Source organism: Solwaraspora sp. WMMA2065 (genome assembly GCF_030345075.1).
Lineage (GTDB): Bacteria > Actinomycetota > Actinomycetes > Mycobacteriales > Micromonosporaceae > Micromonospora_E.
The window spans coordinates 930,726-954,024 of record NZ_CP128361.1; the positions used below are offsets into that span (position 1 = coordinate 930,726).

At 72.5% G+C, this 23,299-nt stretch carries 25 protein-coding genes; 14 read left to right on the forward strand and 11 right to left on the reverse strand.

Annotation, left to right across the window (positions count from 1 at the left end):
• Positions 1-13: 13 nt before the first annotated feature.
• Genes O7610_RS04255 through O7610_RS04270 form a run of 4 tightly spaced genes read left to right on the forward strand, consistent with a single transcriptional unit; the run spans position 14 to position 4,131 of the window.
• Positions 14-1,471, forward strand: coding sequence for a PfkB family carbohydrate kinase (locus O7610_RS04255; RefSeq protein WP_281555543.1), 1,458 nt, complete (start codon positions 14-16; stop codon positions 1,469-1,471).
• Positions 1,468-2,163, forward strand: a complete 696-nt coding sequence (locus O7610_RS04260) for an SDR family oxidoreductase (RefSeq protein ID WP_289212692.1) — start codon at positions 1,468-1,470, stop codon at positions 2,161-2,163. Before O7610_RS04255 ends, O7610_RS04260 begins: the two co-directional genes overlap by 4 nt.
• Positions 2,160-3,164: a glycosyltransferase family 9 protein gene (locus tag O7610_RS04265; protein ID WP_281554451.1), complete on the forward strand. Its 1,005-nt coding sequence runs from the start codon at positions 2,160-2,162 to the stop codon at positions 3,162-3,164. Before O7610_RS04260 ends, O7610_RS04265 begins: the two co-directional genes overlap by 4 nt.
• Positions 3,145-4,131, forward strand: a complete 987-nt coding sequence (locus O7610_RS04270; RefSeq protein WP_281554452.1) for a DNA topoisomerase IB — start codon at positions 3,145-3,147, stop codon at positions 4,129-4,131. The genes O7610_RS04265 and O7610_RS04270 overlap by 20 nt, the downstream gene beginning before the upstream one ends.
• Here the strand turns inward: O7610_RS04270 and O7610_RS04275 are convergent.
• The 4 genes from O7610_RS04275 to O7610_RS04290 all read right to left on the reverse strand — a co-directional run bounded on the left by O7610_RS04275 (position 4,123) and on the right by O7610_RS04290 (position 7,449).
• On the reverse strand, positions 4,123-4,920 hold the full coding sequence (locus O7610_RS04275; RefSeq protein ID WP_281554453.1) for a TerC family protein: 798 nt from the start codon (positions 4,918-4,920) through the stop codon (positions 4,123-4,125). The two genes, O7610_RS04270 and O7610_RS04275, sit on opposite strands and share 9 nt — an antisense overlap.
• 100 nt (positions 4,921-5,020) lie before the next feature.
• Positions 5,021-5,524 carry a hypothetical protein gene (locus O7610_RS04280; RefSeq protein WP_289212693.1) on the reverse strand — a complete coding sequence of 168 codons (504 nt, stop codon included), beginning with the start codon at positions 5,522-5,524 and terminating at the stop codon, positions 5,021-5,023.
• 55 nt (positions 5,525-5,579) lie between these two features.
• Positions 5,580-7,217 (reverse strand): RecQ family ATP-dependent DNA helicase, encoded by a 1,638-nt coding sequence (locus tag O7610_RS04285; RefSeq protein WP_289212694.1) that lies wholly within the window; start codon positions 7,215-7,217, stop codon positions 5,580-5,582.
• A 97-nt stretch (positions 7,218-7,314) separates the two neighbouring features.
• Entirely contained in the window at positions 7,315-7,449 is a 135-nt protein-coding gene (locus O7610_RS04290; RefSeq protein WP_281554456.1) for a hypothetical protein, read from the reverse strand.
• Between the two features lie 138 nt (positions 7,450-7,587).
• Between O7610_RS04290 and O7610_RS04295 the strand changes: the two genes are divergently transcribed.
• Positions 7,588-9,282: a glycoside hydrolase family 3 protein gene (locus tag O7610_RS04295; RefSeq protein ID WP_475049441.1), complete on the forward strand. Its 1,695-nt coding sequence runs from the start codon at positions 7,588-7,590 to the stop codon at positions 9,280-9,282.
• Here O7610_RS04295 and O7610_RS04300 read toward each other — a convergent pair.
• Both O7610_RS04300 and O7610_RS04305 read right to left on the reverse strand, forming a co-directional pair.
• The gene (locus O7610_RS04300) at positions 9,238-10,332 is read right to left on the reverse strand and encodes a PQQ-dependent sugar dehydrogenase (RefSeq protein ID WP_281554458.1); all 1,095 of its coding nucleotides are present in this window, start codon (positions 10,330-10,332) and stop codon (positions 9,238-9,240) included. The two genes, O7610_RS04295 and O7610_RS04300, sit on opposite strands and share 45 nt — an antisense overlap.
• Complete coding sequence (locus tag O7610_RS04305; RefSeq protein WP_348650124.1) at positions 10,325-10,603, reverse strand: GNAT family N-acetyltransferase; 279 nt, start codon at positions 10,601-10,603, stop codon at positions 10,325-10,327. Before O7610_RS04305 ends, O7610_RS04300 begins: the two co-directional genes overlap by 8 nt.
• Positions 10,604-10,797: 194 nt before the next feature.
• Between O7610_RS04305 and O7610_RS04310 the strand changes: the two genes are divergently transcribed.
• The 7 genes from O7610_RS04310 (at position 10,798) to O7610_RS04340 (ending at position 14,943) form a co-directional block, all read left to right on the forward strand.
• Positions 10,798-11,187 (forward strand): hypothetical protein, encoded by a 390-nt coding sequence (locus O7610_RS04310; protein WP_475049479.1) that lies wholly within the window; start codon positions 10,798-10,800, stop codon positions 11,185-11,187.
• Positions 11,188-11,295: 108 nt separating this feature from the next.
• Positions 11,296-12,060: a DUF1206 domain-containing protein gene (locus tag O7610_RS04315; protein ID WP_348650087.1), complete on the forward strand. Its 765-nt coding sequence runs from the start codon at positions 11,296-11,298 to the stop codon at positions 12,058-12,060.
• Between the two features lie 85 nt (positions 12,061-12,145).
• Positions 12,146-13,399: a mechanosensitive ion channel family protein gene (locus O7610_RS04320; RefSeq protein WP_281554461.1), complete on the forward strand. Its 1,254-nt coding sequence runs from the start codon at positions 12,146-12,148 to the stop codon at positions 13,397-13,399.
• Between the two features lie 50 nt (positions 13,400-13,449).
• A complete protein-coding gene (locus tag O7610_RS04325; RefSeq protein ID WP_281554462.1) occupies positions 13,450-13,872 on the forward strand; it encodes a phage holin family protein in 423 nt (140 codons plus the stop codon).
• Positions 13,869-14,177, forward strand: coding sequence for a DUF3618 domain-containing protein (locus tag O7610_RS04330; RefSeq protein ID WP_281554463.1), 309 nt, complete (start codon positions 13,869-13,871; stop codon positions 14,175-14,177). The genes O7610_RS04325 and O7610_RS04330 overlap by 4 nt, the downstream gene beginning before the upstream one ends.
• Positions 14,174-14,446 (forward strand): DUF4235 domain-containing protein, encoded by a 273-nt coding sequence (locus O7610_RS04335; RefSeq protein WP_281554464.1) that lies wholly within the window; start codon positions 14,174-14,176, stop codon positions 14,444-14,446. Before O7610_RS04330 ends, O7610_RS04335 begins: the two co-directional genes overlap by 4 nt.
• Before the next feature lie 293 nt (positions 14,447-14,739).
• Positions 14,740-14,943: a cold-shock protein gene (locus tag O7610_RS04340; protein WP_007075740.1), complete on the forward strand. Its 204-nt coding sequence runs from the start codon at positions 14,740-14,742 to the stop codon at positions 14,941-14,943.
• Positions 14,944-15,087: 144 nt separating this feature from the next.
• On the opposite strand, the gene O7610_RS04345 is transcribed toward O7610_RS04340, so the two are convergent.
• The gene (locus O7610_RS04345; protein ID WP_281554465.1) at positions 15,088-16,071 is read right to left on the reverse strand and encodes an aldo/keto reductase; all 984 of its coding nucleotides are present in this window, start codon (positions 16,069-16,071) and stop codon (positions 15,088-15,090) included.
• Between the two features lie 141 nt (positions 16,072-16,212).
• On the opposite strand from O7610_RS04345, the gene O7610_RS04350 reads away from it, so the two are divergent.
• Positions 16,213-17,232, forward strand: coding sequence for an adenosine deaminase (locus tag O7610_RS04350; RefSeq protein WP_289212696.1), 1,020 nt, complete (start codon positions 16,213-16,215; stop codon positions 17,230-17,232).
• Here the strand turns inward: O7610_RS04350 and O7610_RS04355 are convergent.
• From O7610_RS04355 to O7610_RS04370, 4 genes are all read right to left on the reverse strand, one after another.
• Complete coding sequence (locus O7610_RS04355; protein ID WP_281554467.1) at positions 17,208-17,402, reverse strand: hypothetical protein; 195 nt, start codon at positions 17,400-17,402, stop codon at positions 17,208-17,210. The genes O7610_RS04350 and O7610_RS04355 overlap by 25 nt on opposite strands.
• A gap of 237 nt (positions 17,403-17,639) precedes the next feature.
• Positions 17,640-19,043: a HAMP domain-containing sensor histidine kinase gene (locus tag O7610_RS04360; protein WP_289212697.1), complete on the reverse strand. Its 1,404-nt coding sequence runs from the start codon at positions 19,041-19,043 to the stop codon at positions 17,640-17,642.
• A 29-nt stretch (positions 19,044-19,072) separates the two neighbouring features.
• A complete protein-coding gene (locus O7610_RS04365) occupies positions 19,073-19,762 on the reverse strand; it encodes a response regulator transcription factor (protein WP_123601096.1) in 690 nt (229 codons plus the stop codon).
• Positions 19,763-19,886: 124 nt separating this feature from the next.
• Positions 19,887-21,029, reverse strand: coding sequence for a class I SAM-dependent methyltransferase (locus tag O7610_RS04370; protein ID WP_281554469.1), 1,143 nt, complete (start codon positions 21,027-21,029; stop codon positions 19,887-19,889).
• Positions 21,030-21,227: 198 nt separating this feature from the next.
• Between O7610_RS04370 and thrS the strand changes: the two genes are divergently transcribed.
• A complete protein-coding gene (thrS, locus tag O7610_RS04375; RefSeq protein ID WP_289212698.1) occupies positions 21,228-23,285 on the forward strand; it encodes a threonine--tRNA ligase in 2,058 nt (685 codons plus the stop codon).
• Positions 23,286-23,299 lie beyond the last annotated feature (14 nt).

Consider the following 23,299-nt stretch of genomic DNA (forward strand, 5'->3'; position numbering starts at 1 on the left):
CGCCGGCCCGATCGTGGTGGTCGGCGACACTCTGCTCGACCGGGACGTCGACGGCGCGGTCACCCGGGTCTGCCCGGACGCCGCCGCGCCCGTGCTCGACGAGCGGTATGTCACCGACCGGCCCGGTGGTGCCGGGCTGGCCGCGGTGCTCGCCGCCGGGCAGGGGCACCCGGTGGTACTGGTCAGCGCGCTCGCCGCCGACCCGGCCGGATGCCGGCTCGCGGCGCTGCTCGCCGCAGCCGGCGTGGACCTGCATCCATTGCCGTTGGCCGGCGCGACCGCCGAGAAGATCCGGCTGCGAACCCGGGGTCAGGTGCTGCTGCGGTTGGATCGGGGCGGGGACGGCCGGGTGCACGGCGATCTGCCGCCGGCCACCGCCGAGGTACTCGCGGCTGCGGCGGCGGTGGTGGTCAGCGACTATGGCAGGGGAGTCGCGCGGATGCCGGGCCTGCGGGCGGCGCTGGCGGCGACCGGCGCACCGGTGGTGTGGGATCCACATCCGCGCGGTCCGGCGGCGGTCGCCGGTGCCCGGCTGATCACCCCCAACGAGGCCGAGGTCCGCCAGTTGACCGGGCAGCCTGTCGGGGACACCCGCGTGGCCACCGCCGCGCGTGGCGCTGACGAGCTGCGTCGCCGCTGGCGGGCCGGGGCGGTCGCGGTGACGATGGGCGGCGACGGTGCGCTGCTGTGCCACGCCGGTAGCGTGCCGCTGATGGTGCCGACGCCGATCAGCACCGACGGGGACACCTGCGGCGCGGGGGACCGGTTCGCCACCGCGGCGGCTACGGCGCTGGCCGCCGGAGCCGTGGTGTCCGAGGCGGTCCAGGCGGCGGTTGCCGAAGCGTCCCGGTACGTCGCCGACGGCGGTACGGCCGGGCTGCGTCGGCTACTGGCCGGGCCCGACCAGGCTGCGGTGCCGGTGGAGACCGGGGCGCTGGCTACGGCGGCGGCGGAGCAGGTCGGTCCGCGCGCCGCCGGGTCGCTGGCCGCCCGGGTACGGTCCGCCGGGGGCACCGTGGTGGCCACCGGCGGCTGCTTCGACCTGCTGCACGCCGGACACGTGTCGGCGCTGCAGGCCGCCCGGCAACTGGGTGACTGCCTGGTCGTCTGCGTCAACTCCGACGCCAGCGTGGCCCGGCTGAAGGGGCCGCAGCGGCCGGTGGTCGGCGAGCGTGACCGGGCCCGGCTGCTCGCGGCACTGGGCTGCGTGGACGCGGTGGTCGTCTTCGACGAGGACACCCCGCACGCGGTGCTCAGCTGGCTGCGGCCGGACATCTGGGTCAAAGGTGGCGACTACGCCGGTGGCGGCACCGCCGAGCCGGACCTGCCCGAGGCCGAAATGGTACGCCGGTGGGGCGGGCAGACGGCGATCGTGCCGTACCTCGACGGCCGCTCCACCACCGGCATGATCGCCGCCGCCCGGGCCGCGCGGCCCGTCCCGTCGACCACCACTGTGGAGGAATCACCGTGACGAACCATTCCGGCGGCCCGGCGGTGCTGGTCACCGGCGGCGCGAGCGGTCTCGGGGCAGCCGTCGTCGACCTGCTGGCCAAGTCCGGATACCGGCCGTGCGTCATCGACCGGCAGCCGCCAGTGGACGGCGTTCCCTGGCTCGACTGCGACCTGGCCGACACCCGGGCCGCCGAGGCCGCCACCCACCGGCTCGCCGAGCAGACCGGCGGGCTGAGCGCGGTCGTCACCGCAGCTGGGATGGACGTGCCGGGCCGGCTCGCCGACACCCCCGCCGAGGTGTGGGAACGGGTCGTCACGGTCGACCTGCTGGCCACCGCGGCGGTGATCCGGGCGGCGCTGCCCTGGCTGACCTCGGTCGGCGGTTCGGTGGTGACGATCGCCTCCACTCTGGGAATGAAGGCGGTAGGTGACGCCACCGCGTACTGCGCGGCCAAGTTCGGGGTGGTCGGGTTCACCCGGGCGTTGGCGGCCGAACTCGCCGGCACCGTCGGCGTCACCCTGCTGGTGCCCGGCGGGATGCGGACCGCGTTCTTCGACGAGCGCGATGCCCAGTACCGGCCGGCGGCCGACGCCGCGCTCAACGACCCCGACAACGTGGCGGCGGCGGTGCTGTTCGCGTTGCAGCAGCCGGCCGGGTGCGCGGTGCGCGAGATGGTGATCTGCGCGGACCGGGAGACGTCCTACCCGTGATCCTGGTGCTGCGGGCCCTCGGCATCGGCGACCTTGCCACCGCCGTACCGGCGCTGCGCGGGCTGCGGGCCGTCTACCCGGCCGAGACGATCGCCCTGGCCGCGCCGACCTGGCTGGCCCCGCTGGCCGGCCTGACCGGCGCGGTGGACCGACTGGTGCCGCTGTCCGGGCTGGACGCGGAGCTGGCGCTCGGATGCAGCCCGGACTGGGCGGTCAACCTGCACGGTTGTGGCCCGCAGTCGCACCGGTTGCTCGCCGCGACGCGGCCGGGCCGGTTGTGGGCGTACCGGTGTCCGGCGGCGGCGCACCACGACGGCCCGCCGTGGCGCGACGACGAGCACGAGGTGGTGCGGTGGTGCCGGTTGCTCACCTGGTACGGCGTCGACTGCGACACCACCGACCTGCTGCTGCCCCGTCCGGTACCGGACCGGGTGCCGGTCGGGGTGACCGTGCTGCACCCCGGTGCGGCGGCGCCGCGCCGCCGGTGGCCGGTCGACCGGTTCGCCGAGCTGGCCGGTCGGCTGACCGCCGCCGGGCACCGGGTGGTGGTGACCGGGTCGGCACCCGAGCGCCCGCTCGCCGAGGCGGTCGCCACCGATGCCGGGCTGCCCGGCACCGCGGTCCGCGCCGGGCGGATGGACCTCTACCAGTTCGCCGCGCTGCTGGCGCACGCCCGCCTGCTGGTCGCGGCCGACACTGGCGCGGGGCACCTGGCAACGGCCTTCGGTGTACCGTCGGTGCTGCTGTTCGGTCCCACCTCGCCGGCCCGCTGGGGCCCGCGGGTGCACCGGCCGCGGCACCGGGTGGTCCACTACCCGCTGCTGTCCGCCGGGGCCGAGGAGCCGGCGGCCCTCCCCACAGCCGCCGACTCCGCAGCCGGCGACCCGCCGGCCGCCGATGGACCGGCCGCCGACTGGCACCCGTCGATGGCCGCCATCTGCGTCGACGAGGTGCTCGCCGCGATCGGCGAGGTGGAACGCGATGCGCTTGCGGCGCAGTGAACTGCACCGACCGGGATACCGACGCCGTCACCGGGGCCGGGGGACCGCCTTCCTCGACACCCGGGGCCAGCCGGTCACCGACCCGGCGGAGCTGAAGCGGCTGCGTGAACTGGTGATCCCACCTGCCTGGCGGGACGTGTGGATCTGTCCGCACCCGTCCGGTCACATCCAGGCCGTCGGTGTGGACGCGGCCGGCCGGCGGCAGTACCTCTACCACCCCCAGTGGCGGGTCCGTCGGGACGTTGCCAAGTTCCAGCACGTCCGGCGGGTCGCGGACCGGCTGCCCCGGCTGCGGAACCGGGTCGACGCCGATCTGCGTGGCCGGGGTCTGGGCCGGCAACGGGTGCTGGCCGCCCTGGTGCGCCTACTGGATCTTGGGATGTTCCGGATCGGCAACGACCAGTACGCCGCCGGCGACGAACCCACCTTCGGGGTGGCGACGCTGCGGCCCGCACACGCCCGGATCGAGCGGGGTTGTGTGGTCCTCGAGTTCCCGGCCAAGGGTGGCGTCGCCCAGGTCCGGCGGATCGACGACGCGCAGGTGTGTGCCGTGCTGCGGGCGTTGCGTCGTCGCCGGCACGACGGGCAACGGCTGTTCTGCTACTGGGACGGGCGGCGCTGGCGGGACGTGCACAGCGACGAGATCAACGAGTACCTGCGTCAGGCCAGCGGCACCGAGATGACGGCCAAGGACTTCCGTACCTGGCATGCCACCGTGCTCGCCGCGACCCGGCTGGCGGCCGTCGGCGTGCCGCGCTCGGCGGCGGCCCGGCGGCGGACGGTGGCCGCGGTGATGCGGGAGGTCGCGGAGCTGCTCGGCAACACCCCCACCGTGGCCCGCGCCTCCTACGTCGACCCCCGGGTGGTCGAGTCGTTCAACCAGGGCCGGGTGGCCCGGCTCGCCGCCGTCGAGCCCAGTCGGACGGCCGCCGAACAGGCGGTCCGTCGACTGCTTCCGTTACGCTGAGTCGGCCCGGTCGGCGCTGTCCGTACCGCCGGACGCCGCCGGCTGCTCCTTGACGAACGTCGGGTGCAGGCTGACCGGTGCCGCCGCCTGTTTGCGCGACCGTAGCCGCAGGTTGAGGAACTCCACGAAGACGGAGAACGCGATCGGCCCGTACACGTACCCCTTGGGGATGTGGTGGCCGAGCCCTTCGGCGATCAGGCTGCCGCCGATCAGCAACAGGAACGACAGGGCCAGCATCTTCACCGTCGGATGCTGGTTGACGAACCCGCTGACCGCCCCGGCCGACACCAGCATGATGACCATCGCGACCACCACGGCGGCGACCATGATGAACAGTTGGTCGACCATGCCCACCGCGGTGATCACCGAGTCGAGCGAGAACACCACGTCGAGCACCAGGATCTGGGCGATCACCCCGGCGAACGACGCGGTCTTGCCGCTACTGGCGTGGTCGGCGCCCTCCAGGTGCTCGTGAATCTCGTAGGTCGCCTTCGCCAGCAGGAAGCCCCCGCCGAGCAGCAGGATCAGGTCACGACCGGATATCTCCTGCCCGAACACCTCGAACAGTGGTGCGGTCAACCCGATCACCCAGGACAACGAGGCGAGCAGCAGCAGCCGGGTGACCAGGGCCAGTGACAGCCCGATGGTGCGGGCCCTGGCCTGCTGGTGCTCGGGCAGCCGACCGGCGAGGATCGAGATGAACACAACGTTGTCGATGCCCAGCACGACTTCCAGCAGCAGCAGGGTCGCGAACGCGATCCACAACTCGGGGCTGGTCAGAAGCTCCATCGATGCTCCCGGGAGAGGGGTGTCCACCGGGCCGGTGCGGCCCGCGATCCCAGACCGTACTGGCGGCGGTCAACCGCCCGCACACCGGGAGTCCTCCCATTCAGTCGTTGAGCACGTGGGCGAGCCGGTCGCGGAACCGCCGCTCCGACTCGGTCACCGCCTCGCCGCCGATACCCAGCACCCCGCCGGTGCTCGCGGCGCCTACCACCTGTTCGGCGATGCCGACCAGCCAGTGCTTGTACGCCCCGGCCTCACCGTCGTCCACCCGGTCTGCGAGCAGTCGGGCCGCCGCACCCGCCCGGGCCAGCACGTCGGCGATCAGCGCCTGCGGGTCGGCCGGTTCGATCACCGGCAACTCCTCGCCGGTCTCCGGATCGCCGACCCGGCTGACCAGTTCCCCGGCGACCGCGGTGACCAGCGGGCTGGCCGACTCCCGGCCGGCGCCGATCGTCTCCAGCCCGGCGGCGTTCTCCGCCCGGGTCCGCCGTCCACCGTCGGACTCGGCCGCGCTGGCCGCGTTCAGCACCGCCTGCGGCAGCCCGACCAGCAGCCCCCATTCCTCGTCGGAGAACCCGAGTTCGGTGTACACCGGCAGTTCCGTCACGCTTTGCCCCTCTCAACCTGCTGTCCGCCGGACCGGTGTCCGACGGTGGCGATCCTCAGCGCTGCTCGGCGGCCAGCAGACCCTGGTCGCTGACCACCGGCACCGACAACGTCTTGTAGCCGACACCGTCGAACAGGACCGTCATCCGGTCCTGCTCGTACCCGAGCACCAGGCCGGCCCCCCATTCCGCGTGTCGCACCATACTGTGTACCGGGAACGGGCCGGCGGCGCCGTCGTCGGCGGTACTGGTCCCGGCGTGGCAACTGTCGCAATGACCACAGACGTCCGTCACATGCTCCCCGAAGTAGGCCAGCAGCCCCCGGGTGCGGCAACCCGTCGCCTCGGCGAAGGCCCGCATCATGTCGGTACGGGAGCGCTGCACGGTCTGGCGACGTCCGGCCGCCGCCACCGCGTCGGCGGCGGCCCGCGCCGGGTCCGGCGCGTAGAAGGGACGGACGGTCTGGGTGCCGGCGACGGTCCGGGCCGCGCCCACCTCTTCCAGCAGGGCGAGCAGCTGGCTCAGCTTGCGGGCGCCGAGCCCGGTGCGGCGGCGCAGCTCGGCGCGGGTCGCCGGCTCGACGTCCAGCACCTCGGCGACGTCCCGCAACTCGTCATGATCGGGCGGGCTGGTGGTGAAGTACCGCTGCAGACCGATGTCCTCGGCCCGCCACAACAGCAGCGCCCGGGCCGGCCGGCCGTCCCGGCCGCCGCGACCGATCTCCTGCAGATAGCTGTCGGGCGAGTCCGGCAGCGCGGTGTGCGCCACCCACCGTACGTCCGGTTTGTCGATGCCCATGCCGAAAGCGGACGTCGCCACCATGACCGGCACCTGCCCGGCGAGGAACTCGTCGTGCAGCTGCTGCCGGGCGGTGGCCGACATCCCGGCGTGGTAGCAGCGGGCCGGGTAGCCGGCGGCGACGAGCTGACCGGCCAGGTCTGTCGCGGCCCGCCGGGTCGGCACGTAGACGATGCCGGGCGGCTGTTCCACGTCGAGCAGGGCGACCAGCCTGCGCCACCGGTAGTCCTCGGTTGGGCAGTGGGCCACCTCGAGGAACAGGTTGTCCCGGTCGAGTCCGGCCACCACCAGGTGCGGATCGGTCAGCCCGAGCCGGTGGACGATGTCGTCGCGCACCGGCGGCGAGGCGGTGGCGGTCAGCGCCACCACCGGAGGGCGGCCCAACTGCTCCACCAGGTGGCCGACGGCCAGGTAGTCGGGTCGGAAGTCGTGCCCCCAGGCCGAGACGCAGTGCGCCTCGTCGACCGCGACCAACGCCGGGGACAGCTGACGTACCTCGGCCAGGCGGTCCGGGTCGCACAGCTGCTCCGGTGTGGTGAACAGGAACCGGGCCCGACCCTCACGGACGTCGTCGAGCGACGCCCGTCGCTGGGCCGGGCTCTCCGCGGAGCTGATCCTTACCGCCCGCAGCTCGGCCTGGCCGCGTTGGTTGAGCGCGGCGATCTGGTCCTGCTGCAGCGCGAGCAGCGGAGAGATCACCACGGTCGGGCCGGGCAGCATGGTGGCCGGGATCTGGTAGACGGCCGATTTTCCGGCGCCGGTGGGCAGCACCACCAAGGCGTCGCGGCCCTTCAGCAGGGCCCGCATCGCGCCGAGTTGGCCGGGCCGCAACGCTGACCAGCCGAAGCGTTGGCGCGCAGCGCGGCGCAGCCGGGGTGAGTGCAGGGGCAGCTTCATCGGATTCCGTGGTTACCCGGCGCCGACCACGGCCAAACGGCCGGTCGGTCCGGTGACCGGTCCGGCCGACCGGTCGGGGCGCTCGCCGGACCCGCGCTCACCGCCCTTTGCCGAACATTGCCCGCAACGCGGCGAGCAGGAGCAGGACACCGAGGACGGCACCGATCACCTGGACACCGGGGATGTCCTGCCAGCTGGTCTCCTCGGCGGCGTACTGGACGAACGGAACCACTCACGCACTGTGCCACACCGGGGCTGCCCGGCGACAGACCGTGCCGTACGGCGGGACCGGCGTCGTCGCCGCAGCGCGGGTCCCGGTTAATAGGAAGGTTTATTGACTAAAACTGTCCGTGATGTGAACATGAGCCGCATGGCCGATTCCAGTCCCAGTGTGCGGCGGATGGCGGCCACCGTGCTGCAGCCCGGATTCCTCGGCACCGGCCCACCGGACTGGGTGCGCCGGTGGGTCGCCGACGGGTTGGGCGCCGTGGTGCTGTTCGCCCGTAACGTCCGCGACCCCGAGCAGGTCGCCGCGCTCACCGCCGCGCTGCGCGCCGAACGGCCGGACGTGCTGGTCGCCATCGACGAGGAAGCCGGTGACGTGACCCGGATCGAATCCGGACACGGCAGCTCCCGACCCGGCAACCTGGCCCTCGGCACGGTCGACGACCCGGAACTGACCCGGCGGGTCGCCTACGATCTCGGCCTGGAGCTGGCCGGCGCGGGAGTCACCGTCAACTACGCCCCGGTTGCCGACGTCAACTCCAATCCGGACAATCCGGTGATCGGGGTACGCGCGTTCGGCGACGATCCGCGCCTGGTAGCCCGGCACACGGCCGCCTGGATTCGCGGGCTGCAGGACGCCGGAGTCGCCGCCTGCGCCAAGCACTTCCCCGGACACGGTGACACCAACGTGGACTCCCACGACGCCGTGCCCCGTATCGACGCCGACCGGATCCGGCTGGACGCGGTGGAGCTGACCCCGTTCCGGGCCGCCATCGCCGCCGGCACCCGGACGATCATGACCGGACACCTGCTCGTGCCGGCGATCGACCCGGCCAACCTGGCCACCCTCAGCCGTGCGGTCCTGGTCGACCTGCTGCGGGACCGGCTCGGGTTCACCGGCGCGGTGATCACCGACGGGATCGAGATGCGGGCGGTGACCCGGCGCTTCGGTCTGGCTCGCGCGACCGTCCGGGCGCTCGCCGCCGGGGTCGACGCGGTCTGCGTGGGCGGCGAACACGCCGACGAGGAGACCGTCCGGCGACTGACCGACGCGATCGTCGACGCGGTCGTCACCGGTCGGTTGCCGGCCCAGCGGCTGGCCGAGGCGGCGGAGCGGATCCGGCAACTGGCGGCCTGGTCGGTGCGGCACCGCCAACCGCACGGCAACGGCTCCGTGCCGGACAGCAACGGGGCCACCACGCTGGTGTCCGCCGGAGCGCCGACCGGCCCGGTACGGTCCGCCATCGGGCTCACCGCCGCCCGGCGCGCGCTGCGGATACGGGCCGAGACCCAGCTGCCACTGACCCGGCCCGCGTACGTGGTGGAGTTCGCGCCGCCGCACAACATCGCCATCGGGGCCGAGACTCCGTGGGGCATCGGCCAGGCCCTGGCCGCGCTGCGGCCCGGGACGCTCACCGTCCGACTGACCGAGCGGGATCTCGACGCGTCGACGGCGGCCGAGGTGGCTGGCCGACCGGTCGAGCCGCTGGACACCGCGCTGCTCGCCGCCCGCCACCACGCCCTTGTCCTGGTGGTCCGCGACCTGCACCGGCATCGGTGGATGTCGGTGGCGGTCGACCGCGCGCTCACCGTCCGACCCGACGCCGTCGTGGTCGAGATGGGGGTACCGGTCCGGGTCACCGGTGACGTGCACCTGTCGACCTACGGGGCGAGCTGGGCGAACAGTCGGGCCGCCGCCGAGCGGCTGGCCGGTTGGCAGACGTCGGTGGCCAGGACCGGCACGCCGGGTCCGACGGTGCCTGTCCCGACCGGGCCGGACCCTACGGCGGACCGGTCAGCCGCTGATCCGCAGGATCCGGTCGTCGTCGCCGGTGGGTGAACCGCGCCCGTCCCGGTTCGAGGTGAGCACCCACAGGCTGCCGTCCGGCGCCACCGCCGCGTGCCGCAGCCGGCCGTACTCGCCACTGAGCAACGTCTCGGCGTCGGTGCCGTCCGGGGCGACCCGGTACAGCCGCTGGCCACGCAGACACGCCAGCCAGAGCCGGCCCTGGTGGTGGGCGAGACCGCTGGGGGAGGCGTCCCGGGGGGCCCAGGTGGCCACCGGATCGACGAACTCCGCCCGGTCGGCCACCCCCTCGACCTCCGGCCAGCCGTAGTTGCCGCCGGCCTCGATTGGGTTCAGTTCGTCGTGCCGGTTCTGCCCGAACTCGCTGGCGTACAGCTGCCCGGCCGGATCCCAGGCCAGTCCCTGTACGTTGCGGTGGCCGAGGCTGAACACCGGCGACCCGGCAACCGGGTTGTCCGCCGGGACGGTGCCGTCCGGTCGCAGCCGCAGGATCTTGCCGGCCAGCCCGGTCGGGTCCTGCGCGGCCCCCCGCTCGCCGGCGTCACCGGTGCCGACGTACAGCATGCCGTCCGGACCGAAAGCGATCCGGCCGCCGTTGTGGGTCGACGCCCGGGGAATCCCGGTCAGGACCGGCTCAGGGGACGTCGTCGGGCCGTCTGGCCCGAGCCGGAACCGAACGATCCGGTTGTCCTCGGCACCGGTGTAGTAGAGGTAGACCCAGCCGTCGGTGGCATGCTGCGGGGACACCGCCACGCCGAGCAGGCCGCCCTCCCCGTCCGGGACAACCCCGTCGACCCCGGTGATCTCCCGGGTGCTGCCCTGCGCGTCCACAGCCAGCAACCGCGCGGTGTCCCGCTCCGTCACCAGGGCCGTGCCGTCCGGTAGGAACGCGAGATCCCATGGTGCGGCGAGTCCGGTCGCGACGACCTCGACGTCGGCCGACGCCTCGGGCGCGTCGGAGATCGTCGGATCGCTGAACCAGCCGAGCCAGCCGCCTGCCGCCACCACCGTGGCGGCCAGCACGAGTACGCCGGCCACCGCGACCGCCGTACGCGCCAGGCCGGGCCGGCGCTGCTCAGTCACCGGCGACCAGCGCGGCGAACTCGGGATGCCGATCGATGTAGGCGGCGATGAACGGGCACTGGGGCACCACCTGCTCTCCACGGTCGCGGATCTGACTGAGCAGCCCGTGGGCGAGGGCGTCACCGGCACCTCGTCCCCGGTACGCGGGATCGATCTCGGTGTGCGTCACGGTCACCGTCGCCGGACCCGGACGGTAGCTGGCGAACCCGGCCAGGCCGTCGTCGATCAGGATCTCGAACCGGTTTCGCGCCGGATTGTCCTCCACCAGCATCGTCACGGTCGGACACCTCCTCGGTTCAGGGGCCGACTCGCCTCAAGGCCGACTCAGCCGGGGCCGACGCGGTCGGCAGGCCGGCACGGCTTCGAGCCTAACCGTCGGCCCGCCGCCTCGCCGGCTGGGTGCGGTGGCTGGCACGAGTGCTCCGGGGCGCCGTCACGAGCGCCAAGTACGCTTGGCCGGTGACCATCGCACCCCAGCTGCCATCCGCCTCCAGCGCCGCCCGATCCACCAGCCGGCGGGCCGGTACCACCTCCCGGATCGCCGCTCTGGCCGCCGGGTTGGCGTTCGGCGCGGCGTTGCTCGCCGGTTGCAGCTCCGAGGGCGCCAGCACCGACTGCGGGCTGGACGCCTGCACGGTGACCTTCTCCCGGGGAGTCGAGGCCAGTGCGAGCTTTCTCGGCATCGAGGCCCGGTTGATCGGCGCCGAGAGCGACCGGGTCACTGTCGAGGTGGCCGGCGAGCAGGTCACCCTGACCGTCGGCGAGCAGGCCACCGAGGTCGGCGGGTTCGACGTGAGCCTTGAGCGGGCCACCGATTCGGAGGTGGCGATCCGGGTCGCCCGGCAACTGGGCTGACCACCGGTCGGGCACGTTTGGTGGCGGCGCTGACCGGTCATATGGAGCGCCATGCCGAAAACCAGGGATGCCCAGCGCACCGCCCACCAGCTTGGTAACAGTCGATCCTTGAAGCTGCTCGCCAGAGCCGGCTTCCTCGGGTACGGCCTGGTGCACCTGCTGGTGGCCTGGCTGGCACTGCAGATCGCCTTCGGCCGCCCGGCCGCCGACGGCGACCAGTCCGGCGCGCTGCGTACCCTCGCCGCGCAGCCGCTCGGCGGGGTGCTGCTGATCGCCGTCGCGGTCGGGTTGGCCGCGATGGCGGTGTGGCAGGGCATCGAGGCCGCCGTCGGGCACCGTGCCGAGCAGGGCAACAAGCGGACGGTCGAACGGGTCATCTCGGTCGGGCGGACCGTGGTCTACCTGTCCTTCGCCTGGACCGCCGTCCAGGTGTTCCGCAACGCCAACGCCGACACCGCCGACCAGCAGCAGGCGATGAGCGAACGGGTGATGTCCGCCCCCGGCGGCCGGTGGCTGGTCGGGTTCGCCGGCCTGGTGGTGATCGGCATCGGTGCCGGGATGGTCGTCAACGGCGTCACCCGGCGGTTCGCCGAACACCTGCGGACCGGGGCGATGAACGCCCGGGTGCGCAAGGTCGTCTGCCGGCTGGGTACGGCCGGCTACGTCGCCAAGGGTGTCGCCTACGGCACCGCCGGGGCGCTGCTGGTGACCGCTGCCGTCCAGTTCGAGCCGGAGCAGGCCCGGGGCCTGGACGCAGCCCTGCACACCCTGCGCGAGCAGGCGTTCGGGTCTGTCCTGTTGGCACTGGTAGCGGCCGGCTTTGCCGCCTTCGGTGTCTACTGCTTCGCCCAGTCCCGCTACCGGAAAGTGTGATCTAGCACCCATGGCATGGCCCAACTTCACCCGGCATCATTGACCTTTTGTCACTATTGATGGCGATGTGGAGGGGGATCCATCCGTGCATCCGGTTGTCTGGACGGTGCTCGTCACGGTCGCGGCGGCGGTACTCGCGGTGACCGCGGTGGCGATCGGCCACCGGGTCGTCCGGCGTCTCGGCCGACGTTCCGTACTGCTCGCCGAGGTCTCGACCCACGCGCACCGGGCGACGCGGGCGGCCGCGACCGTGACGGCCATTCAGCTCGCGGTCCGTTTCTCGACCGGTTACGCGGTCGGTGAGCCGTGGCGGCGTACCACCTTGCACCTGCTGGTCCTCGCGATGATCGCGGCGTGTGCCTGGCTGGTCGGGGCGCTGCTGCTGGCCATGGAGGACACCACGCTGGCCCGGTTCCGCACCGACGTGCCGGACAACCGGCACGCCCGCCGGCTGCACACCCAGGTGGTGATGCTGCGTCGGGTCACCATCGCCGTGATCGTCATCCTCACCGTCGGGGTGATGCTGATGACCTTCCCGGCGGTACGCGGTGTCGGCGCGAGCCTGCTCGCCTCCGCCGGGGTGATCGGTGTGGTCGGCGCGCTGGCCGCGCAGAGCCTGCTGAGCAACGTCATCGCCGGGCTGCAGTTGGCCTTCAGCGACGCGGTTCGTATCGACGACGTCGTGGTGGTCGAGGGTGAGTGGGGCCGGATCGAGGAGCTGACGCTCAGCTACGTGGTGGTGCACATCTGGGACGATCGGCGGCTGATCCTGCCCACCTCCTACTTCACCACCACGCCGTTCCAGAACTGGACCCGGACCAAGGCCGCGGTGCTGGGCACCGCCGAGTTCGACCTGGACTGGTCGGTTCCGGTCCAGGCCATGCGCGAGGAACTGCGCCGACTGGTGGAGGGCACCGAGCTGTGGGACGGCCGGGTGTGTGTGCTGCAGGTGACCGACGCCACCGGCGGTACGGTCCGGCTGCGGGCCCTGGTCAGCGCCGCCGACTCGCCGAGCCTGTGGGATCTGCGGTGCCAGGTCCGCGAACACCTGGCCAGTTGGGTCCGCGAACAGCGACCGACCGCGCTGCCCCGGTGGCGGGCCGAGGTCGGCGACGGGGACAGCCTGCTGGACTGGCTGGACCTGCGGCACCGGCCGGTCACCGGCGGGCAGCGCAACGGCCGTCACCCGGCCGGACCGGTTACGTCCACCACTGGCGGCGGGCACGAGGTACCCGACGACGCCCGGCTGTTCGGTGGTGACGCCGAGGGCGACGCCCGTGCGTCGGTCTTCGTCGGACCCGAGGAATCCGCCGCCGGGGATCGCAGTCAGCAGGATTGACGAAGGTCCGGGCCGGGCATACAGCGGCGAACAGCGGGAAAGGAGGCACCATGGCCGACACTTTGCACCGGCCGCCCGCCGAGCGGTCCACCGCGGAACTCGTGCAACAGGCCGGTGAGCAGATATCGCGACTGGTGCGCGACGAGATCGCGCTCGCCCGTGCCGAACTGACCGAAAAGGGAAAGCATGCCGGACTGGGGATCGGGCTGTTCGGCGGTGGCGGGGTCATCGCGCTCTACGGCCTCGGTGTGCTGATCGGCGCCGGCGTGCTGCTGCTCGCCCAGGCCTGGCCGCCGTGGCTGGCCGCCCTGGCCGTCGCGGTGCTGCTGTTCCTGGTCGCGGGCGTGTTGGCGCTCGCCGGGCGACGGCAGGTCCGTCAGGCGGCACCGCCGGTGCCGACGGCGGCGGCGGACAGCGTACGGGCGGACGTGACGGTGGTCGGCGCGGCAATGAAGCGGGGGCGGCAGTCGTGACGTCGCACAACGGCAGGTCCGGTAACGGCACCGGCGATCTTGACCTGCTCCGGGCCGAGATCCGGCAGACCCGGGCCGAACTGGGCCAGACGGTGCAGGCGCTGGCCGCTAAGACCGACGTGAAAAGCCGGCTGCGGCTGGGGGCCGACCGCGCCCGGCTGCGGCTGCGTGATACGGCCCGACAGGCGGCGGCCACGGCGCGCCGGCCCGACCGGCGTACCGTCACGGTCCCGGCCCTGGTGGTGGCCGGCACGGTGGTGACGGTGGTACTGGTGTGGTTGACGAGGAGAGGGAGGCGCGGGTGAGCAAACCGCTCAACAAGTTGGCCTACCGGCCGGTCGGCCTGGTGCTCGGCCTGGCGGCGGGTGCCCTGGCCGGGGCGATATTCCGGCAGGTGTGGAAGCTCGCCGCCGGCGACGACGAGGCACCCAACGCCATCGACGAGGAGCGTGGTTGGGGCGAGGTGCTGGCTGCGGCCGCACTGCAGGGGGCGATCTTCTCAGTCGTCCGGGCCGCGGTGGATCGCGGCGGCGCGACCGGCGTGCGCCGGCTCACCGGCCGTTGGCCGTCGTGAGCGCCGCCGCCGCTGGTCAGAGGCGCGACGACCAGACCGGACCGGGCCCGGACGGCGACCAGATTCGGGCACGCCACGAGGGCGCGAACGGCGTCTCAGGTCACATGTCGGAGACGTTCGTCAGGTAGGCTGTGCGAAGTTTTTGCGTACGTGGTTTGCTGTCCACGCTGTTGCGAGACAGCGTGGGTTGAGAGAAGTCCTCCTTCGTCGGGGGCCACCTCAGGCGCCGCTGCTCGAAAACGGCCAACCGGCCGCACGGCGTGCTTGGCCGCCAGTTTCAGAAGGAGATACACATGGCGCAGGGAACCGTGAAGTGGTTCAACGCAGACAAGGGCTTCGGCTTCATCACCGTCGACGGCGGGGGTGCTGACGTGTTCGTCCACTTCTCGGCCATCCAGACCAGCGGCTACCGCACGCTGGAGGAGAACCAGCGGGTCGAGTTCGAGATCGCCCAGGGCCAGAAGGGTCCGCAGGCCGAGCAGGTCCGCCCGATCTGACCTCGGTCGCCGGTGCCGTCCGGCGGTCGGGCTGGCACCGACCCGCGAAGGTCGTGACGAGGGCCCCGTTGTTCCGGCCGGAACAACGGGGCCCTCGCTCGTGCGCGACCGGGCCCCTGCTCGTGCGCAGCGCCGGGCGGCGGGTCACCACCGGTGGTGCACCTGGGGCCGGATCAGGTCGTCGTAGACCTCCCGCACCGTCCGCTGGGTGGCGTCGTCCAGCGGCGCGAGCTCCGCGGCTGCCGCGTTGCCCTGCGCCTGGGCGGGGTTGCGGGCACCAGGAATCGCCACCGTCACCCCGGGCTGGTCCAGGATCCAGCGCAACGCGAACTGGGCCATGGTGGCCTGCGGCGGCACCAGTGGGGCGAGCCGACGCACGGCGGCCAACCCGGTGTGGAAATCGACTCCGGAGAACGTCTCACCGACGTCGAACGCCGAGCCGTCCCGGTTGAAGGTGCGGTGGTCGTCGGCGGCGAACCGGGTGTTCTCGTCGTACCGGCCGGAGAGCAGGCCACTGGCCAGCGGCACCCGGGCGATGATCCCGACCCCGGCGGCGGCAGCGGCCGGCAGCACCCGCTCCAGCGGCTTGAGCCGCAACGCGTTGAGGATGATCTGCACGCTGGCCACGCCCGGCCGGGCGATCGCGGCCAGCGCCTCGTCGACCGTCTCCACGCTCACGCCGTACGCGGCGATTCGCTGCTCGGCGACGAGGGCGTCCAGCGCGTCGTAGACCGCGTCGGTGCGCAGCACCTCGGTCGGCGGACAGTGCAACTGGACCAGGTCGAGGCGGTCGACGCCGAGGTTCGCCCGGGACCGGTCGGTCCAGGCCCGGAAGTTGTCCAGCACGTACGCGGACGGGTGCTGCGCCACCCGGCGTCCCATCTTGGTGGCGACGAACAGATCGTCGCCGGCCGACTCCCGCAGGAACCGGCCGATGATCCGTTCGCTGCGCCCGTCGCCGTACACGTCGGCGGTGTCCAGGAAGGTGGTGCCGGCTTCGACGGCGGCGCGCAGCGTTGCCTCCGCCTCGTCCTCGCTGACCGTCCCCCAGTCGGCGCCGAGTTGCCAGGCACCCAGACCGATCGCCCCTACCGTGCGGCCGAGCCGCGGAAACGTACGCTTGTCCACCGGGCGAGCCTAGACGACCGCCCGAGCGGTACGCTCGGCGCAGCCGGGCCCCCGTCGGGGATGTCCGTTTTCCCGAGGAGGTCGAACGCCACGGTGAGCCAGCAACCGTCGTCTCCGCCCGTGCTGTCGGAGTCTCAGTCCGTGCTGTCGGACTTCATCGCCGGGCTGCCGAAGGTCGAGCTGCATGTGCACCATGTCGGGTCGGCGTCGCCGCGGATCGTCGCCGAGCTGGCCCAGCGGCACGAGGGGCGGTCCCCGGTCCCCGCCGACGAGGCCGCGTTGGCCGACTACTTCGTGTTCCGCGACTTCGCACACTTCGTCGAGATCTACCTGAGCGTCGTCGATCTGATCCGCGACGACGAGGACGTCTGGGTGCTCACCCATGAGGTGGCCCGCGAGTTGGCCGCCCAGCAGGTCCGGTACGCCGAGCTGACGGTGACGCCGTACTCGCACGTGCGGCGTGGCATTCCCGCGCCCGCGTTGTGCACGGCGATCGAGGACGCCCGGCGACGGGCCCGCGCCGACTTCGGCATCGAGCTGCGCTGGTGTTTCGACATACCGGGGGAGGCGGGGCTGCCGGCGGCCGAGGAGACGCTGCGGATCTGCCTCGACGAGGCCCCGGACGGTCTGATCAGTTTCGGTCTGGGTGGGCCGGAGATCGGCGTCCCCCGGCCCCAGTTCAAGCCGTACTTCGACCAGGCCCGGGCGGCCGGGCTGCATTCGGTGCCGCACGCCGGCGAGACCACCGGTCCGGAGACGGTCTGGGACGCGCTGCGCGAGCTGGGCGCCGAACGGATCGGCCACGGCACGTCCAGCGTGCGGGACCCGGAGCTGGTGGCGTTCCTGGCGGAGCGGCGGATTCCGCTGGAGGTGTGCCCGACGTCCAATCTGCGCACCGGCGCGGTGCCGCAGCTGTCCGCGCACCCGCTCGCCGACATGGTCGCCGCCGGCGTGCTGGTGACGATCAACTCCGACGACCCGCCGATGTTCGGCACCAGCCTCAACCAGGAGTACGCGGTGGCCGCGTCCCTGTTGCGGGCCGGCCCGCAACAGCTCGCCGGCCTGGCCCGCGACGCGGTGACCGCCTCGTTCCTGTCCGCCGCCGAGAAGCGGCGGCTGCGGGACGAGATCGACGGCTATCTGGCGGCGCAGGTCGCGTAGCTCGGGTCCTGCCAGCAGGCGAGGACCGCGACCACCAGCGCGCCGATCACCGTCATCCAACGCAGCACCTGCCGTGTGGTGATCGGCCTGGCTTCGTCCTGGTCGACGGTGGGTGATCCGGCTGGCGGTGGCTCAGCGGCCGGCGGCGGCGCAGCGGCTGACGGTGACACGTCGACCTGCCTCTGTCCAGGGTGGGCGCGCGGCGGGACATCGGTGTTGGGGACCGGGCCCCGCCGCGCGCAAGCGTCCCTGGACTGGGGATTTGGGACGGTACTGCGGGTGAGTCGTCCAGGAAACGCCGATGGGTTCGGAGCAGATGCTGCCATCCGGCGCAGGGCCTGCGGAACGACGTTAAGCCAGACCTAAGGAATACTTGTGCCGGCGAAGACCCGGCCGTGATCTGCCGGTCAGCGCGGCGCCGGCCGGCGACGGGTCCGGCCCCGGTCCCGGTCCCGGTCCCGGTCGCGTTCCCGGGCCAGCCGGCCGACCAGTCCGAACCGACTCATCGGCCGGGGCGGGGCGGCCTCGGCGTCGGCGAGCAGCATCACCACGCTCGCCCCGCCGAGCCGGGCCCGGTCCAGGCTGACCGACCCGTTCGCCTGCAACGCCACCCGGCGGGCGATGTCCAGGCCGAGCCCGGTGGAGCCCTGGTCGCTGGCGCCGCGCCGCAGTGCCCGGTCCGGGTTGGCGATGCCCGGCCCGGCGTCGTCGACCCGGATCGCCACGTAGCCGTCCCGACGGGACACCGCCACCTCGAACGCGGTGCCCTGCGGCGTGTAGCGGAACACGTTGCCGAGCACCGCGTCGAGCGCGGCCGCCAGCTCGGCCCGGGGCACCGGCACCGGGGTTCGCAGCTGCGCGCCGATCACGTTGTACGGCCGGTTCTGGTCGCCGGCCAGCGCCGACCAGAAGACCATCCGGTCGCGGACCACCTCGGCGACGTCGCAGCTGCCCTGGCCGACCTCCTGGGTGACCGTCTTGCGGGTCGTGTTGATCAGAACGTCGACCTCACCCTCCAGGGTGACGATCGCCTGACGGATCCGGCGGATCGTCCGCCGCCGGTCCAGCTCGGCCTCGCTGAACGAGCCGACGCTGGTGTCGTCGGAGTCGAGCGCGTCGGCGTCCAGCCGCAGCACGGTCAGCGGGGTGCGTAGCCGGTGGGACAGGTCGGCGACGAGTTCACGTTCGTCGGTCCGGGAAGTGACCAGCCGGTCCGCCATCCGGTTGAACGCGTACCCGGCCTCGGCCAGCTCGCGCGGCCCGTCAGGCTGGATGCGCACCGCTAGATCCCCGTCACCGACCGCCATCGCCGCGTCGACCAGCCCTTTCGTCGCGGCGACGGCGCGCGCGGCGATCCGGTCCACGACGATGACCGAGCAGACGACCAGACCTGCGGCGATGCCGACCAGCAGCAGCCAGGTGCCGGCCGCACCCCGGTTGAGCTCGCCGTCGGCGACGAAGACCTCGACGACGGTGACCGCCTCACCGACCGTGACCGGCTCCAGGTGCAGCACCCCGCCGTCGGTGGCCACCACCGTCGGCCCGGTGCCGGCGGCGGCGTCGGTGACCTGCTGGCTGGTCGCGCGTACGGTGCCGGCCGGGTCGAGTCCGTGCACCACCGGCTGCCGGTCGGTGCTCTCGCCGAGACCGGCCACGGCCCGGCGGACCCCTTCCGGGTCGTTGCTGACCGCCAACGCGCCGCGCGCCACGGCGGCACGCCGGGCCGCGTCGGCCAGTGCCTGCTCGCGGGTCTCCCGCTGCAGCTGCAGGCCGAGCGGGATGAGGAAGGCCAACGCGATGATCGATGCCATGCCGGCCCCGAGGTAGGCCAGCGCCAACCTCAGTCCGGTACCACCAGCCGGAAGCCGACCCCCCGCACGGTGCGCAGGTAGCGCGGCTTCGCTGCGGATTCGCCCATTTTGCGGCGAAGCCAGTAAAGATGCACGTCGATGGTCTGGTCCTCGCCGACCGACGGCTGCCGCCATACCTCCTCCAACAGCTCCCGGCGGGACACTACCCGACCTGGGCGGGCGGCCAGATAGGCCAGCAGGTCGAACTCCTTGCGGGTCAGCGCCAGGGCCTCGCCGTCCAGCGTGGCGCTGCGTTCGCCGACGTCGACCCGCAGCCCACCGACCTGGTGCACGGCGGGCGGCACCGACCGGCTCGCCCGGCCGGCCCGGCGCAGCACCGTGGTGATCCGGGCGTCCAGGTGCGCGCCGGTGAACGGCTTGACCATGTAGTCGTCGGCCCCGGCCCGCAGCAGCCGGACGATCGCCTGCTCGTCGTCGCGGGCGGTGGCGATGATGATCGGCACGTCGGTGATGCCGCGCAGCATCCGCAACGCGTCCGACCCGTCCAGGTCCGGCAGGCCCAGGTCGAGAACCACCAGGTCGGGGGTTTCCGCGGCGACCCGGCGTAGCGCGTCCAGGGCGGTGCCGACCGCATGGACCGCGTGCCCGCGGTCGGCCAGCGAGCGCAACATGGCGCCGCGCACAACGTGGTCGTCTTCGACCAGGAGCACCGTAGCCACCTCACGACCGTACTGCCCCTGGCAAGTCGGCGGTGACCGCGGTCACCGCGCACGGCGGCGCAGTCCGACGTACGTCGCGGTCCCGTCGACGACGATCGCTGGGTCGGTCGCCGCCGACGATGGCTCAGGGCAGCCGCAACACCCAGCGGTACGCCTGCACCATCCCGGTGTCGAAGCCGGCCGCCGACCCCCACAGGAAGATCCGGAACCGCCGGTACATCGGCTCCCCCCAGCGCTGCACCACCTCGTCCCGGGCCGCGTCCAGCCGCCGGGCCCATTCCCGGCAGGTCAGGTAGTAGTTGTGCCGGTCATCGGCGATGCTGCACAGCTCGAACGGGGAACGGGCCACGTGCCGCAGGTACTGGTGCAGCAGCAGCGGCGCGGACCGGCCCGGATAGATGTAGCGCTTCATGAACGCCGACGCGACGTGCTTGCGCCGCATCGCCAGCGCGTCGAGGTAGACCCGCCCGCCGGGCCTGAGCAGCTCCGCGTACTTGCGCAGGCTGCGGCGGTAGTCCGGCAGGTGCTCGGTCACCCCCATGTTGACGATCGCGTCGTAGCGACGCTCGTCGGTGAAGCCGAAGATGTGCTGCCGCACCACCCGTACGTCGAGCTGCTCCCGATCGAACAGGTCGACGAGGTAGCGCTCCGACTCCCGCGACAGGGTCGTGGTGGTCACCTCGATGCCCTGCCGGGCCGCGTGTTCGGCGAACGCACCCCAGCCGCCGCCCACCTCCAGCACCCGGTCACCCGGCTTGACCCCGATCGCCTCCAGCGCCAGGTCCATCTTGCGGGTCATCGCGTCCTCGAGCGGCTCGTCGTCGGCGGCGAACACGCCCTCCGTGTAACAGCGGTGCCGGGTGTCGAGGAAGGTCAGGAAGAACTCCGACTCCGAGTCGTAGTGGTGGGAGATCGCCCGTCGGTCGTCCTCCCGCCGGCCGCGCAGCAGCCCGGTGAACACGCCGGAGAACCGGGCCACCGGATGCAGGTCGGTGAAGAACGCCCGCATCCGCAGCGCGGCGGACAGGTCACCCTCCACGTCCAGCCAGCCCTGCAGGTACGCCACGGCGACCGCGAACTGGTCCAACGCGGCCAGCGCCCGGGCACCACGGGGGTGACGTACGGCGATGGTGAACTGCGGGTCGCCCGGGCCGAAGCGGTGCTCCGTCCCGGCGACGTCCAGCACGGCGAACGGCACCGGCCGCCGGCTGGCGAAAAATGAGTCGTATCGGCGCCGCAGAGCGCCGACCATGTCGGTGGCAGCCACGGCGTCAATCTAACGCCGGAACCGGGTCGACGTCAGGGCGTTGCAACAGGACCGACACCCGGTGACGCCGACGTGGGGCGATAGCATCATGGCCGGCCGGGCCCGCCCCGGCCACCGGAGCGTCGTCGCCGACCCTGCCGGACCACCGAGCCACCGAGCCACCGTACGCACCGATTCATCGACCGTGAGGAGCCCGTCGTGTCCGCAAGCGCAGCCAGTCCCCAGGCCGAACCCGTCGTGGTCCCGGCCGGGACCACGGCCGCGGACGCGATCGCCGCCGCCGGTCTGCCGGTGAACGGCCCGAAGGCGATCGTCGTGGTCCGCGACCCCGACGGCACCCTGCGTGACCTGGACTGGTCACCGGAGGCCGAGACCGGGGTCGAGCCGGTCGCCCTGGACTCCCCGGACGGGCTCGCGGTACTGCGCCACTCCACCGCGCACGTGCTCGCCCAGGCGGTGCAGGACCTGTTCCCGGAGGCCAAACTGGGTATCGGCCCGCCGATCACCAACGGCTTCTACTACGACTTCGACGTCGCCCGGCCATTCCAGCCCGAGGACCTCGACAAGCTGGAAAAGCGGATGCAGGAGATCATCAAATCCGGGCAGCGGTTCCGGCGGCGGCGGTTCGCTGACCTCGACGCCGCCCGGGCGGAGCTCGCCGACGAGCCGTACAAGCTGGAGCTGGTCGACGTCAAGGGCACCGCCGACTTCGACGCCAGCGAGGTGATGGAGGTCGGCGGCGGCGAGCTGACCATCTACGACAACCTCGACCCGAGCTCCGGTAAGACCTGCTGGTCGGACCTGTGCCGGGGCCCGCACCTGCCGTCCACCCGGCTGATCGGCGCGGTCAAGCTGATGCGCAGCGCGGCGGCGTACTGGCGGGGATCCGAGCGCAACCCGCAGCTGCAGCGGATCTACGGCACCGCCTGGCCGACCCGCGACGCGCTCAAGGCGTACCTGAAGCTGCTCGACGAGGCCGCCCGCCGCGATCACCGCAAGCTCGGCGCGGACCTCGACCTGTTCAGCTTCCCGGACGAGATCGGATCCGGGCTGGCGGTGTTCCACCCCAAGGGCGGCATCATCCGTCGGGAGCTGGAGGACTACTCGCGCCGTCGGCACGAGCAGGCCGGGTACGAGTTCGTCTACTCCCCGCACATCAGCAAGTCCCAGCTGTTCGAGACCTCGGGGCACCTGCCGTACTACTCCGACACCATGTTCCCGCCGGCGGAGATGGAAGGCGCGCAGTACTACCTCAAGGCGATGAACTGCCCGATGCACAACCTGATTTTCCGGTCGCGGGGGCGGTCGTACCGGGAGCTGCCGCTGCGGCTGTTCGAGTTCGGCACCGTCTACCGGTACGAGAAGTCCGGCGTGGTGCACGGCCTGACCCGGGTGCGCGGGTTGACCATGGACGACTCGCACATCTACTGCACCCGGGAGCAGATGCCCGGCGAGCTGCGCTCGCTGCTCGCCTTCGTGCTCGACCTGTTGCGGGACTACGGTCTCGACGACTTCTACCTGGAGCTGTCCACCCGCGACGACTCGGACAAGTTCATCGGCGACCCGGCCGAGTGGGCCGACGCCACCGAGACCCTGCGGCAGGCGGCCATCGACTCGGGGCTGGAGCTGGTGCCCGACCCGGGCGGCGCGGCCTTCTACGGCCCGAAGATCTCGGTGCAGGCCCGTGACGCGATCGGCCGGACCTGGCAGATGTCCACCATCCAGCTGGACTTCAACCAGCCGAAGCGGTTCGGCCTGGAGTACCAGGCCGCCGACGGCACCCGGCAGCAGCCGATGATGATCCACCGGGCGTTGTTCGGGTCGATCGAGCGGTTCTTCGGCATCCTCACCGAGCACTACGCCGGCGCGTTCCCGGCCTGGCTGGCCCCGGTGCAGGTGACCGGCATCCCGATCCGCACCGACCACGGCGACTACCTGGCCGAGTTCGTCGCCATGCTGCGCGCCGAGGGCATCCGGGCCGAGGTGGACTTCTCCGACGACCGGATGCAGAAGAAGATCCGCACCGCCCAGCAGCAGAAGGTGCCGTTCATGGCGATCGCCGGCGACGCCGACGTGTCGGCCGGGACCGTTTCATTCCGCTACCGCGACGGTTCGCAGCGTAACGGGGTGCCGTTGGCCGAAGCGGTGGCCCACGTCGTCGACGTGGTGCGGTCCCGGACCAACGTCAACCCGACCGCGACCGTTCCCGACAGTCAGTCGGGGTCCGACGGTCAGCAGGGGCCCGCCGGGCAGTGAGCCGGGTCGCCGTC